At 71.9% G+C, this 13,689-nt stretch carries 9 protein-coding genes; 7 read left to right on the top strand and 2 right to left on the bottom strand.

What is annotated here, in order from left to right:
* The first annotated feature begins 34 nt into the window (after nt 1–34).
* Both BB334_RS09150 and pabB read left to right on the top strand, forming a co-directional pair.
* The gene (locus BB334_RS09150) at nt 35–3,409 is read left to right on the top strand and encodes an error-prone DNA polymerase (protein WP_068807472.1); all 3,375 of its coding nucleotides are present in this window, start codon (nt 35–37) and stop codon (nt 3,407–3,409) included.
* A gap of 130 nt (nt 3,410–3,539) precedes the next feature.
* The gene (gene pabB, locus BB334_RS09145; RefSeq protein ID WP_068807469.1) at nt 3,540–5,360 is read left to right on the top strand and encodes an aminodeoxychorismate synthase component I; all 1,821 of its coding nucleotides are present in this window, start codon (nt 3,540–3,542) and stop codon (nt 5,358–5,360) included.
* Nucleotides 5,361–5,367: 7 nt separating this feature from the next.
* Here pabB and BB334_RS09140 read toward each other — a convergent pair whose 3' ends face one another.
* On the bottom strand, nt 5,368–5,961 hold the full coding sequence (locus BB334_RS09140; RefSeq protein ID WP_068807466.1) for a hypothetical protein: 594 nt from the start codon (nt 5,959–5,961) through the stop codon (nt 5,368–5,370).
* Nucleotides 5,962–6,158: 197 nt separating this feature from the next.
* On the opposite strand from BB334_RS09140, the gene BB334_RS09135 reads away from it, so the two are divergent.
* The 5 genes from BB334_RS09135 to BB334_RS09115 all read left to right on the top strand — a co-directional run bounded on the left by BB334_RS09135 (nt 6,159) and on the right by BB334_RS09115 (nt 13,345).
* Nucleotides 6,159–7,430, top strand: a complete 1,272-nt coding sequence (locus BB334_RS09135; protein ID WP_068807463.1) for a bifunctional O-acetylhomoserine aminocarboxypropyltransferase/cysteine synthase — start codon at nt 6,159–6,161, stop codon at nt 7,428–7,430.
* Between the two features lie 135 nt (nt 7,431–7,565).
* Nucleotides 7,566–8,114: a DUF2946 family protein gene (locus tag BB334_RS09130; protein WP_068807460.1), complete on the top strand. Its 549-nt coding sequence runs from the start codon at nt 7,566–7,568 to the stop codon at nt 8,112–8,114.
* A gap of 13 nt (nt 8,115–8,127) precedes the next feature.
* Complete coding sequence (locus tag BB334_RS09125) at nt 8,128–8,874, top strand: Mut7-C RNAse domain-containing protein (protein WP_068807457.1); 747 nt, start codon at nt 8,128–8,130, stop codon at nt 8,872–8,874.
* Nucleotides 8,875–9,284: 410 nt separating this feature from the next.
* On the top strand, nt 9,285–10,616 hold the full coding sequence (locus BB334_RS09120; protein WP_068807454.1) for a hemolysin family protein: 1,332 nt from the start codon (nt 9,285–9,287) through the stop codon (nt 10,614–10,616).
* Nucleotides 10,616–13,345, top strand: a complete 2,730-nt coding sequence (locus tag BB334_RS09115; protein ID WP_068807451.1) for a cation-translocating P-type ATPase — start codon at nt 10,616–10,618, stop codon at nt 13,343–13,345. Before BB334_RS09120 ends, BB334_RS09115 begins: the two co-directional genes overlap by 1 nt.
* A 22-nt stretch (nt 13,346–13,367) precedes the next feature.
* Here the strand turns inward: BB334_RS09115 and BB334_RS09110 are convergent, their stop codons facing one another.
* A complete protein-coding gene (locus tag BB334_RS09110; protein WP_068807448.1) occupies nt 13,368–13,631 on the bottom strand; it encodes a hypothetical protein in 264 nt (87 codons plus the stop codon).
* Nucleotides 13,632–13,689 lie beyond the last annotated feature (58 nt).

The raw sequence follows: 13,689 nt of genomic DNA, 5'->3' as shown, positions 1-13,689 counted from the left end.
TGCCGCTTTGACTGTATTTTTGTACAGTCAAAGCGTGACTCCCGATTACGCCGAACTCCACTGCCTGTCCAACTTCAGCTTCCAGCGCGGCGCCTCCCACCCCGAGGAACTGGTCGCGCGGGCGGCGGAGTACGGCTATGCCGCGCTGGCGATCACCGACGAGTGCTCACTCGCCGGCGTGGTGCGCGCCCATAGCGCGCTGCGCGCGCATCCCGGCGGCCCCCGGCTGATCGTCGGCAGCGAGATCCGCCTCGAGGACGGCCCCTGCCTGGTGCTGCTCGCTGCGGACCGCGCCGGCTACGGCCGCCTCTCGCGCCTGATCACCGACGCCCGGCGCGCCGCCGCCAAGGGCCGCTACCGGCTCGACCGCCGCGGCCTGGCCGCCGCCGGGCTCGACGGCCTGCTCGCCCTGCTCGTGCCGCCGGCGGGCATCCTGCCCGAGGCGGTCGCCGCGCCCGACGGCGTCGGCGCGCCGGACGAAGCCTGGCCCGCGACCGACGAGGCCCCCGCCCCGGACCCGACCCCCTCCCCGGCGCAGGCCCTGCTCGCCGACGCGCGCTGGCTCGCGGCGCTGTTCCCCGGCCGCGCCTGGCTGGCGGCGAGCTGCGTGCTCGACGGCTTCGACCGTCGCCGCATCGCGATGCTGCAGCGGATCGCCAGCGCCGCCGGCATCCCCGCGCTCGCCGCCAGCGGGGCGCTGATGCACGACGCCGCCCGCCGCCCGCTGGCCGACGTGCTGACCGCGATCCGCTTGCACTGCACGGTTGCCGAAGCCGGCCTGCGGCTCGCCCCGAACGCCGAGCGCCGCCTGCACGAGCGCGCCACCCTCGCCCGCCGCTATCCGCCGGCGCTGCTCGCCGAAACGCTCGAGGTCGCCGCGCGCTGCCGCTTCAGCCTCGCCGAGCTGCGCTACGAGTATCCCGACGAGCTGGTGCCCGCCGGCCACACGCCCCCCGCCTGGCTGCGCCGCCTGGTCGAGGGCGGGCTGGCCTGGCGCTACCGGCGCGACGGCACCCACGCCGCGGTCGCCCTGCCCGCCGCCACCGCGCAGCCGCCGGCGCCGGCCGCGGACCCCGCCCCGCCCGCGGTACGCAGCCAGGTCGAGCACGAACTCGCGCTCATCGCCGAGCTCGGCTACGAGCCCTATTTCCTCACGGTGCACGACATCGTGCGCTTCGCCCGCGGCGCCGGCATCCTGTGCCAGGGCCGCGGCTCGGCCGCCAACTCGGTGGTGTGCTGGGCGCTCGGCATCACCGAGGTCGACCCGCAGCTCGGCATCATGCTGGTCGAGCGCTTCATCTCGCGCGAGCGCGACGAGCCGCCCGACATCGACGTCGATTTCGAGCACGAGCGCCGCGAGGAGGTGATCCAGTACCTCTATGCGAAGTACGGCCGCGAGCGCGCCGCGCTCGCCGCCACCGTCATCAGCTATCGGCCGCGCAGCGCGCTGCGCGACGTCGGCCGCGCGCTCGGGCTGGGCGACGACCAGCTCGACCGGCTGTCGCGCGGCCACGTGTGGTCCGACGGCCGCCGGCTGCTGCCCGAGCGCATCGCGGAGGCCGGCCTCGACCCCGACAGCCCGCCGGTGCGCCGGCTGCGCGCGCTCACCGAGGAGCTGATCGGCTTTCCGCGCCATCTGTCGCAGCACGTCGGCGGCTTCGTCATCGCCCGCGGCCGGCTCGACGAGCTGGTGCCGGTGGAGAACGCGGCGATGGCCGAGCGCACCGTGATCCAGTGGGACAAGGACGATCTCGACGCGCTCGGCCTGCTCAAGGTGGACGTGCTCGCGCTCGGCATGCTGTCGGCGCTGCGCCGCGGTCTCGCGCTCGCCTCCGCCTGGCGCGGCCGCGCGCTCAGCCTCGCCGCCATCCCGCGCGAGGCGCCCGAGGTCTACGACATGCTGTCGCGCGCCGACACGATCGGGGTGTTCCAGGTCGAGTCGCGCGCCCAGCTCACCATGCTGCCGCGGCTGCGGCCGCGCCGCTTCTACGATCTCGTGGTGGAGGTGGCGATCGTGCGCCCCGGCCCGATCCAGGGCGGCATGGTCCATCCCTACCTGCAGGCGCGCGAGCGCGTCCTCAGCCTCGGTATCGACGCGGTGCTCGCCGAGCTCCGCCCCGAGATCCGCGCGGTGCTCGCCCGCACGCTGGGGGTACCGATCTTCCAGGAGCAGGTCATGCAGCTCGCGGTGGTGGCAGCCGGCTTCAGTGGCGGCGAGGCCGACCAGTTGCGGCGCGCGATGGGTGCCTGGCGGCGCAAGGGCGAGCTCGAGCGCTATCGCCGGAAGCTGCTCGAGGGCATGGCCGAGCGTGACTTCGAGGCCGGGTTCGCCGAACGCCTGTGCCGCCAGATCGAGGGCTTCGGCAGCTACGGCTTTCCCGAATCTCACGCCGCCAGCTTCGCCCTGCTGGTGTATGCCTCGGCGTGGCTCAAGTGCTTCGAGCCGGCGGCCTTCCTCGCCGCCCTGCTCAACAGCCAGCCGATGGGCTTCTACTCGCCCTCGCAGCTGATCCAGGACGCCCGCCGCCATCGCATCGAGGTGCGCCCGCCCGACGTCGCCACGAGCGACTGGGACTGCACGCTGGAGGCGGCGGCCGTGCCCGCCGAGGCCCCGACATCCGGGCCACCCTCGTCCGCCCCGCTCTCCGCCAGCGAGCCACCACCCCCTGACGCCGCCGGCGCGACCTGCCCGATGACGCCCCAGCCGGCGGTCCGCCTCGGCCTGTGCATGGTGCGCGGCCTCGCCAGCGAAGCGGCCGCGCGCATCGTCGCCGCGCGCGCCACCGGGCGCTTCGCCGGCGTCGAGGACCTCGCCCGCCGCGCGGTGCTGGACGCCGGCACCCTGCGCACGCTGGCCGCCGGCGGCGCGCTGGCGAGCCTCGCCGGCCACCGCCACCAGGCCTTGTGGCAGGCCGCCGGCGGCACGCCGCTGCCCGGCCTGCTCGCCGACGCGCCCGGCGCCGACGTCGCCGCCACGCTGGCGCCGCCGACCGAGGCGCGCGAACTGCTCGCCGACTACGCGCGGCTCGGCTTCAGCCTCGGCCGCCATCCGCTCGCCCTGCTGCGCGCGCGCCTGCAGCGGCTGCGCTTCCTGCCCGCGAGTGCGATCGCCGAGGCCGCCGACCGCATGCTCGCCCGCAGCGCCGGCCTCGTCACCTGCCGCCAGCGTCCCGGCACCGCGAAGGGGACGATGTTCGTCACCCTGGAGGACGAGACCGGGCTGATCAACGTCATCGTGCGCAGGGAGCTGTTCGAGCGCGAGCGCGCGATCGTGCTCGGTGCCCGACTGCTCGGCGTCTACGGCCAGGTCAGCCGCCAGGGCAGCGTGGTGCATCTGGTCGCCGGACGGCTGGTCGACCACAGCGCGATGCTCGGCGCGCTCGACGCGCGCAGCCGGGATTTCCACTGAGGCGGGCAGCAGCGCGGCGGCCATCCTTGCTACATTGGTGGCTGTGGTGGCCCGTGGGCTACGACGCTGCCCTCGCCGTTTTCGCCTTCGCCCCTCCAGGCCTCCCGCACCCACCCGCCCTCGCCACGCCATGCCCTCCGTGCCCGATTCGCCCACCCCGCCCGCCGCCGGCGCCACCTTCGCCCTCTTCGACGACAATCTCGCCGGCAGTGGCGACCTGTGGCTCGAAGCGCCGTGCGACAAGCTCGTCTGCGCGCATGCCGACACGCTCGACGCCACCCTGGCCTCGATCGAGGCCGCACGCGCCGCCGGCCGCTGGGTGGCGATCGCCGCCGCCTACGAGCTCGGCTACCTGCTCGAACCCCGCCTCACGCCGCTGCTGCCACCCGCCGCCGGCCCGCTGCTGCAGGCCTGGGTGTTCGAGCACGGCCGCTGGCGAAGCCCCGCCGACACCGAGGCGCGGCTCGCACGCGCCGTCGCCGCGCTGGACGAACACCAGCGCCTCGCCGGCATTGCCGCGCTGCGGCCGGCGATCGGGCGCGAGGCCTACCTCGCCGCGGTGGCCGAAATCCACCGCCTGATCGAGGCCGGCGACTGCTACCAGGTGAATTTCACCTGGCCGCTCGAAGGCGAGGCCTGGGGCGCCCCGCTCGCGCTCTACCAGCGCCTGCGGGCCGCGCAGCCGGTGCGCCACGGCGCCTGCATCCTCGACCCCGGGATCGCCCTGCTGTCGCGCTCGCCCGAACTCTTCGTGCGCCGCGAGGGCGAGCGGCTGCACTGCCGGCCGATGAAGGGCACTGCCGCGCGCAGCGACGACCCGCAGACGCTGCGCGACTCGGAGAAGAACCGCGCGGAGAACCTGATGATCGTGGATCTGATCCGCAACGACCTCGGCCGGCTCGCGCCGCCCGGCGGCGTGCGCGTCGATGCGCTGTTCGACATTGAGGGCTTTTCCACCGTGTGGCAGATGAGCTCGGCGATCAGCGCGTCGCCGGTGGCCGCCGGACTCGCGACGGTGTTGCGCGCGCTCTTCCCCTGCGGTTCGGTGACCGGCGCACCCAGGATCCGTGCGATGGAGGTCATCCGCGCTCTCGAGAACGCACCGCGCGGCGTCTACTGCGGCGCGATCGGCTGGCTCGCACCGGACGGCGACTTCTGCTTCAACGTGCCGATCCGTACCCTCGAGATCGCCGCCGGCGGCCGCGCGCGGCTCGGCCTGGGCAGCGGCATCGTCGCCGATTCGGACCCCGCCGCCGAGTGGGAGGAATGCCTGCTGAAGGGTCGCTTCCTCACCGGGTTGCCACCGCCCTTCGGCCTCATCGAGACCCTGCGCTGCACGCCCGGCGGCGACATGCCGTATCCGCTCCTCGAATTGCACCTCGCGCGGCTGGCGGCTTCGGCCGCGCATTTCGGCATGCCCTGCGCGCCCGAAAGACTGCGCGACGCGCTGCTCGCCCATGCGCGCGGGCTCGCCGGCCCGCACCGGGTACGGCTCGAACTGTCGCCCGCCGGCGAGGCGCGGATCACCGCGACACCGCTCGCCCCGCTGCCGCCCGGCCCGCTCCGGCTCGGCCTCGCCCGCGCGCGGCTGCGCGCCGACGATCCGCTGCTGCGCCACAAGACGAGCGCGCGGGCGCTCTACGATGCCACGCTGCGGACGGCGGACGCGGCCGGCTGCTTCGACGCGCTCTTCCTCAACGAGCGCGGCGAGGTCGCCGAAGGCGCGCGCAGCACGATCTTCCTCGACACCGGCGAGGGCGTGCTGCTGACCCCACCGCTCAAAAGCGGCGCGCTCGACGGCGTGCTGCGCCGCAGCCTGCTGGAAAAGGGCGAGGCCCGTGAAGCCGTGCTGCGTCTCGGGGACCTCGCCGGTGCGCGCCGGCTCCATGCGGGCAACGCGCTGCGCGGGCTGGTCGCGGTCGAGTTCGCCCCCGACCGCGTGTGCGGCTGAACCCGCCCTACTTCTTGCCCTTCCCCTTCGGCACCACCGCCAGCGACTCCACCAGCAGCGCGAGTTCGTCGCCGGTGCGTTCCGCGAGCAGGACCAGGCCGGCGCGCAGCACCTCGGACTTGCTCGCCAGCCGCCCCGAGGTTGCCAGCCGCGTGCGCAGCGTCTTGATCAGGGCGTGTTCGCGCTTGGGCAGGGAGAAGGAATCGCGCACCACCTTCTCGCGCTTGTCCTTGCGCGCCGCCTCGAGCTCGGCCTTCGCAGCCGCCGCCTCGGCGACGACGGCCTCGATGACCGGCACGGCGGCCTTGGGCGCAGCGCGGCGGCGAGCCGGCTTCGCCGCCGGCGCACCGGCCGCCCCGTCTTTGGCGGGCGCCGCCTTCGCCACCTCGGCCTTCTCCGCCGCTGCGGCAGCCGGCCGCGCTTCGACCGGCTTCGCCTTCGTCGCCGCGGCCCGCTTCGCTGCCGGCTTGCGCGCCGGGCTTGCATTCGCCTCGGGTGCCGGTGCGCCTCCCTGCGCGACTTCCGGCAGGCGCTCTGCCACCGCGGCGTCTTCCTGCTGGAGCCCGGCGCGGAGCGCGCTGCGGGTCTTGTTGTTGCTCATCCTTGCTCTCCCATGATTCGCGGACGGCCGGACCGGCCGCCCCCATGCGCTTGCCCGACGGGCACCTGCCATGTTGATCCCGCGCACGCCCGGGGGCAACACCAGGCGCGAAAGCGGCACGCGGGGAACCCGCCTTCCGGCCGCCGATGCGCAGTCGCTATACTCCCGAGTTCGACCGAACAGGGGAGACCCCGCGCATGAAACTCGAAACGATCGCCGTCCATGGCGGCTACTCGCCCGATCCGACCACCAAGGCGGTGGCGGTGCCGATCTACCAGACGACCTCCTACGCCTTCGACGACACCCAGCACGGCGCCGACCTCTTCGATCTCAAGGTGCAGGGCAACATCTACACCCGCATCATGAACCCGACTACCGCGGTGCTCGAGCAGCGGGTGGCAGCACTGGAAGGCGGCATCGGCGCGCTCGCGGTGGCCTCGGGCATGTCGGCGATCACCTATGCGATCCAGACCATCGCCGAGGCCGGCGACAACATCATCTCCGCATCGACGCTGTACGGCGGCACCTACAACCTGTTCGCCCACACCCTGCCGCAACTCGGCATCGAGGTGCGCTTCGCGGACTACCGGGACCCGGAGGCCTTCGCCGCCCTCATCGACGAGCGCACCAAGGCGATCTTCTGCGAGTCGGTGGGCAACCCGCTGGGCAACGTCACCGACTTCGAGCGCCTCGCCGAGGTCGCCCACCGGGCCGGCGTGCCGCTGATCGTCGACAACACCGTGCCCTCGCCCTACCTGTGCCGGCCGATCGAGCACGGAGCCGACATCGTCGTCCATGCGCTGACCAAGTACCTCGGCGGCCACGGCAACTCGATCGGCGGGGCCATCGTCGACTCCGGCAAGTTCCCCTGGGCCGAGCACAAGACGCGCTTCCGCCGCCTCAACGAACCCGACGTGTCCTATCACGGCGTGGTGTATACCGAGGCGATCGGCGCCGCCGCCTTCATCGCGCGCGCCCGCGTCGTGCCGCTGCGCAACACCGGTGCGGCGATCTCGCCCTTCAACTCCTTCCTCATCCTGCAGGGCATCGAGACGCTCGCACTGCGCATGGACCGCATCTGCGAGAACACCCTGAAGGTGGCCGAGTTCCTCAGCAGGCATCCGAAGGTGGCCTGGGTGAACTACGCCGGTCTGCCCGACCACCGCGATCACGCGCTGGTGCAGAAGTACATGGGCGGCCGCGCCTCGGGCATCCTGTCCTTCGGCGTGGCGGGCGGCTTCGAGGGCGGCGGCCGCTTCCAGGACGCGCTCAAGCTGGTGACCCGGCTGGTCAACATCGGCGACGCCAAGTCGCTCGCCTGCCACCCCGCATCGACCACCCACCGCCAGCTCTCGCCCGAGGAACTCGCCCGCGCCGGCGTGTCGCCCGACATGGTGCGGCTGTCGATCGGCATCGAGCACATCGACGACATCATCGCCGACCTCGAGCAGGCGCTCGACGCGGCCTGAACGCGGTGCGCGGGCGCCGGTCCGCCACAACCGGAACGCCACCCGCGGGTGGCGTTTTTCCTGCGTGGCGGGGTCTACTACACTGAGGGAGCAGGGTCGCCCCGCGGCCCGTCTCCGATCGGGTTTTCCACGACCATGTCCTTCATCCCCGCTTCCGGCGGCGCGCCGCGCTGGCCGGACGTTCCCGCCTGCTACGGCTGGCTCTCGCTCGATCGTCGCGGCAACTGGGCGCTGCGCGGTGAACGCGTCGAGCACGCCGGCCTGATCCGCTTCCTCAACCAGCACTATCGGCGCGACGAAGCCGGCAACTGGCTGGTCGACAACGGCCCGCAGAAGGTCTACGTGGCGCTCGAATACACGCCGTGGGTGCTCCGCCTCGACACCGACGGCAGCCCGAGCACGCACACCGGGTCCCCGGCGGGCGAGGTCCGCGCGGCGCTGCTCGACGACGAGGGCAACGCGCTGCTCGATACCAGAGCCGGCATCGGCCTGGTCGATGATCGCGACCTCGCCGTCTTCCTCTCCGACTGCCGTACGTCGAGCGGCGAGACCGCCGAGGAGGACGCGCTGATGGCAGTGATGGCCGGCGCCGGCGACGTCTGGTGGAACGGGCTGCCGCTGCGATACGTGGCGCGTGCCGAGATGCCCTCGCGCTTCGGCTACGTGCCGGCGCCCGCGGCCTGACGGGGGTGCGCCGATGGGCGCGAGCGCGCACTTTCGCTTCTACGCGGAGCTCAACGATTTCCTCCCGCCGCCGCGCCGTCGGGTCGCGTTCACGGCGGCCTGCGCCGACAAGGCCACGGTCAAGCACGCGATCGAAGCGCTTGGCGTGCCGCACACCGAGGTCGAGCTGGTGCTGGTCAATGGCGAGTCGGTCGACTTCGACCGCCTGGTGCAAGACGGCGATCGCGTTTCGGTGTATCCGCGCTTCGAGGCCTTCGACATCGCCCCCCTGCTGCGGGTGCGCCCGCAGCCGCTGCGGCTGACCCGGTTCGTCGCTGACGCCCACCTCGGCGGACTGGCCCGCCTGCTGCGCATGACCGGCTTCGACACCCTTTACGACAACGGCTTCGCCGACCGCGAGATCGCGGCGATCGCCGAGCGCGAAGGCCGCATCGTGCTCAGCCGCGACCGCGAGCTGCTCAAGCATCGCGCCATCACGCACGGCTGCTACGTCCATGCGCTCAAGCCACGGTTGCAACTCGCCGAGCTGTTCGATCGACTCCAGCTCGCGCGCAGCGCCCGCCCCTTCAGCCGCTGCATGCGCTGCAACGGCCTGCTGCACGCGGTCGACAAGGCGGCGGTGGAAGCGCGACTGCCACCCCGCGTGCGTGCCGCGCACACGCGCTTCAGTCGCTGCGAGCACTGCGACCGGGTCTATTGGGAGGGCTCGCACTGGCGCCGCATGCGCGCGCTGGTCGACACCCTGATGTCATCTTCCTGAGCGAGAATCGGCGCCGCTGCGCGCGCTCGGCGCCCGCAGCCCACTGCGCTGCAACGCCGGTGACATTGCGCCGGAGTTCCGGCATCATCGGAACCGTATCGACTCAAGAAGGTGTCTGACGGGATCGCACCCGTTGCCATGGACAGCAGTTCCCTCACTCTCGGCGCCAGCGTCCCGCCCGCCGCCGACGCCGGTCCGCCCGAGCCGGAGCCAGAATCTTCCGCGCGATCTAGCGCCGCCAGCCATCGCGCAGCCCTGCACGGGAACGTCCCGTTCATGCGCGCGTTCCACCGCACGTCCACGCGGCCCTACGGCTCGCGCCTGCCCATTCGCCACACCCTCTCCCACGCATTCCACATGGCCGCGGCCAGGCGGTCCCACGACCGCGTTTCGTCGCAGCCCCGAGGCTCATGGAAATCTTCGTTCTGATCGCTCTCATCCTGCTCAACGGCGTGTTCGCAATGTCCGAGATCGCGCTCGTCACCGCCCGTCGGGCACGGCTCGCCCGCCTTGCCGAGGATGGCGACGGCGGCGCCACCCTGGCGATCAGGCTCGGCGAGGAACCGACGCGCTTCCTGTCGACGATCCAGATCGGCATCACCTCGATCGGCATCCTCAACGGCATCGTCGGCGAGGCCGCACTCGCCGCACCGCTCGCCACCTGGCTGCAGACGCTCGGCCTGGAGCAGCGCGGCAGCGAGATCGGCGCCACCGCGCTGGTCGTGATCGTGATCACCTACGTGTCGATCGTCATCGGCGAACTGGTCCCCAAGCGCATCGCCCAGATCAACCCGGAAGGCATCGCCCGCCTCGTGTCACGGCCGATGAACGCGCTCGCGATCGCTTCCCGCCCCTTCGTCCATCTGCTGAGCTGGTCCACCACCTTCCTGCTGCGCATCCTGGGCAAGCGCGACGAGGCCTCGCCCAGCGTCACCGAGGAAGAGATCCACGCCATGCTCGAGGAAGGCTCGGTGGCCGGCATCATCGAGAAGAGCGAGCACGAGATGGTGCGCAACGTGTTCCGCCTCGACGACCGCCTGATCGGCTCGCTGATGGTGCCGCGTGCCGACATCGTATGGCTCGACGTCAATCGCCCGCTCGACGAAAACCTCGTGCGCATGGCGGAGTCCGAGCACTCGCGCTTCCCGGTGTGCCGAGGCGGCCTGGAGGAGGTTCTCGGCATCGTCACCTCGAAGCAGCTGTTCAACCAGACCCTCAAGGGCGGCACCCCCACCCTCACCCGCAACCTGCAGCCGGCGGTCTACGTGCCCGAATCGCTGACCGGCATGGAGCTGCTCGACCAATTCCGCGCCTCGAGCACGCACATGGTCTTCGTCATCGACGAATACGGTGAGGTACTCGGCATGGTCACGCTGTACGACGTGCTCGAATCGGTGACCGGAGAGTTCCATCCTCACGGCCTTGACGAGGCCTGGGCGGTGCAGCGCGAGGACGGTTCCTGGCTGCTCGACGGCCTGATCCCGATCCTCGAGCTCAAGGACCGCCTCGGACTGAAGAACGTACCGGAGGAAGAAAAGGGCCGCTACCACACCCTCAGCGGGATGCTGATGTGGCTGCTCGGCCGCCTCGCCCAGACCGGCGACATCGTGACCTGGGAGCAGTGGCGGCTGGAGGTGATCGACCTCGACGGCAAGCGCATCGACAAGGTGCTCGCCACCCGGGCTCCCGAGCCGCCGCCGACGAACGGCGCGGAGACCGATGTGGACCGCCCGGAGGGCTGATGGACGACGCGGGCGTACCGGGGACGAGCACGGCGTCGGCAGAACGGCGGGAGTGGCACGCGCTGTCGGTAGGCAGCGCCGCGCGCGGCCTCGGAGTGGATCCGGCGCGCGGGCTGAGTGCCGCCGAGGCGGGCGCACGGTTCGAACGCCACGGCCCCAACCGTCTGGCGGCGACGCCGCCGCGCCCCGCGTGGCTGAAATTCCTCGACCAGTTCCGCAGCCTCCTGATCCTCGTGCTGATCGGCGCCGCGGTGCTTGCCGGTGCCGTCGGCGAGATTCGTGACGCGCTCGTGATCGGCGCGGTGGTGCTGATCAACGCCGCGCTCGGCTTCGTTCAGGAGCATCGCGCCGAAGCCGCGCTCGCAGCGCTGAGCAACATGCTCGCGCCGGTGGCGCGTGTCCGGCGCGACGGTCGCACGGTCGAGCTGCCCGCGGACAAGCTCGTGCCGGGAGACGTCCTGCTGCTCGAGGCGGGCGATCGCGTCCCGGCGGACGGACGGGTGATCGTGGCCCATGGGGCGGAGGTCGCCGAGGCTGCGCTCACCGGGGAGTCGCACCCGGTGGCGAAGCGGCATGACGAGATCGATCGCGGCGCCGCGCTCGCCGAACGCAGCAATCTCGTGTTCATGAACACCGTCCTTACCCGCGGGCGGCTCGAGGCGATGGTCACCGACACCGGCATGCGCACCGAGATGGGCCGGCTCGCGGGCATGCTCGCCGAGGAGGCGGAATCCGCGACCCCGCTGCAGCAGCAACTCGACCGTCTCGGCAAGCGCCTGGCGGCGATCGCCGGGGTGGTGGTCGGGCTCATGTTCGCGGTCGGCGTCGCGCGCGGGGAGGACCTGATGCAGACCGCGATGACCGCGATCGCGCTCGCGGTGGCGGCGATCCCGGAAGGCCTGCCGGCCGTGGTGACGGTGACGCTGGCGCTCGGCATGCGCCGCATGGCCGGGCGCAACGCAATCGTCAAGAAGCTCGCCGCGGTCGAGACCCTCGGCTGCACCACGGTGATCTGCTCCGACAAGACCGGCACCCTGACCCTCAACCAGATGACCGCGCGCGGCCTGTTCTTCCAGGACCGTCGCTTCAGCGTGGAGGGTGAGGGCTACGACGGCGAGGGTCGCATCGCTGCCGACGACGGCGAGGCTACACCCGACCTTGTGCCCCTCCTGATGCCGGCAGCCCTGTGCGCCGATGCCCGCATCAATGGGGGCACACTGATCGGCGACCCTACCGAGGGCGCCCTCCTCGCCCTGGTGAGCCGCGCAGGCGCCGACGCCGAAGGACTCGCCGACGCCATGCCGCGCTTCGCCGAGATCCCCTTCGACGCCGAACACAAGTTCATGGCCACCTTTCACCGCGACGACGAGCGGGTGCGGATGTGGCTCAAGGGTGCGCCCGACGTCGTGCTGGCGCGTGCCACCCACTATCTTTCCGCCAACGGCCCGATGCCGCTCGACGCTGCCGCGCGGAAGCGCTTCCGTGCCGAGAACGCCCGCTTCGCCGGCGAGTCGATGCGCGTGCTCGCCCTCGCCGGCCGCGACATCCCCGTCGACGCCTTCGACCCCGCCGTCGACCTGATGCCGTGGACGCAGGAACTGGTGGTCGTCGGCCTGGTCGGCATCGTCGATCCGGCACGCCCGGAAGCCGCGGAGGCGATCCGCGTCTGCCACCGGGCGGGCATCGCGGTGAAGATGATCACCGGCGACCACCGCGCCACCGCAGCCGCGATCGCAACGGCGCTTGGCCTCGAGGGCGAGGCGCACGAGGGGCACGAGATCGAGGGCCTCGAGCCCCTCGAGCTGCGTGCCCTGGTCGAACGCACCGCCGTATTCGCCCGCGTCGCACCCGAGCACAAGATGCGCATCGTGAAGGCGCTCAAGGATGCCGGCCATGTGGTGGCGATGACCGGCGACGGCGTCAACGATGCACCGGCGCTGAAGGCGGCCGACATCGGCGTGGCGATGGGAATCACCGGCACCGAGGTGACCAAGGAAGCGGCCTCGATGGTGCTCACCGACGACAACTTCGCCACCATCGTCAAGGCGGTACGCGAAGGCCGCGCGATCTACGACAACATCGTCAAGTTCGTGCGCTTCCAGCTATCGACCAACATCGGCGCGATCCTCACGGTGCTGGCGGCGCCGCTGTTCGGCCTGCCGACGCCGTTCACCGCGGTGCAGATCCTTTGGGTCAACATCATCATGGACGGCCCGCCGGCGATGACGCTCGGCCTCGAGCCGGCCCGCCCCGGCGCGATGTCGGCGCCGCCGCGGGCGCTCGATGCGGCGATCCTGACCGGTCCTCGCCTCGCCCGCCTGCTGATGTATGGCGTGACGATGGCTGCGGGCACGCTCGGCGCCTACGCCTGGGGCGAGCACCAGGGCGGGCACGCCTACGCGCTCACCCTCGCCTTCACCACCTTCGTGCTGTTCCAGTTCTTCAACACCTTCAACGCCCGCGCCGAATTCGGCAGCGCCTTCAACCGCCATTTCTTCCGTAACGGCAAGCTTTGGGTGGCAATCCTGAGCGTGCTGGCACTGCAGATCGTAGTGGTTCATTGGCCGCCGGCTCAGGCGGTGTTTCATACCGTGCCGCTGAGCCTCGCCGACTGGGGCCGGGCCGCAGCCGTGGGGTCCTCGGTGCTGCTGCTCGACGAGGCGCGCAAGCTGGCACTGCGGTTGTTTGGCGGAGGCCGGCCGAATCGACGCGGCCCCGCAGCCGACTAGGTCGGCCGGCGAGGCTTGCAGACTAGGGCTTGAGCCCCTGAACCAGCAGCCCGAGCAGCAGGCCGAGCTTCATCTTCTGTCTGCACTCGGCATCGGCCCTGCAGTTAGCCGCCGACGGTACCACCGCCTTGACCGCGGCGGGCGCGACGGCTGCCGCCTGGATGGCTGCGGTCGGCTGGACGAGCCGGCTGGCCGCGGAAAGTGGCACGGGTTCTGCGCTGGCCGGAAGCACCGCCAGGCTGAGGGAGACAAGCACGGCACTCGATGCGATCGACGGGGCTTTCATGGCGCTCTCCGGTTGTTCGTTCTCGACCCGGCGGGCAGAGGCGCCTGCGTGCCGGCTG

Source organism: Thauera phenolivorans, from assembly GCF_001696715.1.
Taxonomy (GTDB): Bacteria; Pseudomonadota; Gammaproteobacteria; order Burkholderiales; family Rhodocyclaceae; genus Thauera; species Thauera phenolivorans.
This window is presented reverse-complemented; position numbering and strand designations above follow the sequence as displayed.

What these genes read in the sequence shown, in the direction of transcription:
- pabB (WP_068807469.1), top strand. Translation starts at nt 3,540, where the DNA reads ATGCCCTCCGTGCCCGATTCGCCCACCCCGCCCGCCGCCGGCGCCACC.
- BB334_RS09140 (WP_068807466.1), bottom strand. Translation starts at nt 5,961, where the DNA reads ATGAGCAACAACAAGACCCGCAGCGCGCTCCGCGCCGGGCTCCAGCAG.
- BB334_RS09135 (WP_068807463.1), top strand. Translation starts at nt 6,159, where the DNA reads ATGAAACTCGAAACGATCGCCGTCCATGGCGGCTACTCGCCCGATCCG.
- BB334_RS09130 (WP_068807460.1), top strand. Translation starts at nt 7,566, where the DNA reads ATGTCCTTCATCCCCGCTTCCGGCGGCGCGCCGCGCTGGCCGGACGTT.
- BB334_RS09125 (WP_068807457.1), top strand. Translation starts at nt 8,128, where the DNA reads ATGGGCGCGAGCGCGCACTTTCGCTTCTACGCGGAGCTCAACGATTTC.
- BB334_RS09120 (WP_068807454.1), top strand. Translation starts at nt 9,285, where the DNA reads ATGGAAATCTTCGTTCTGATCGCTCTCATCCTGCTCAACGGCGTGTTC.
- BB334_RS09115 (WP_068807451.1), top strand. Translation starts at nt 10,616, where the DNA reads ATGGACGACGCGGGCGTACCGGGGACGAGCACGGCGTCGGCAGAACGG.
- BB334_RS09110 (WP_068807448.1), bottom strand. Translation starts at nt 13,631, where the DNA reads ATGAAAGCCCCGTCGATCGCATCGAGTGCCGTGCTTGTCTCCCTCAGC.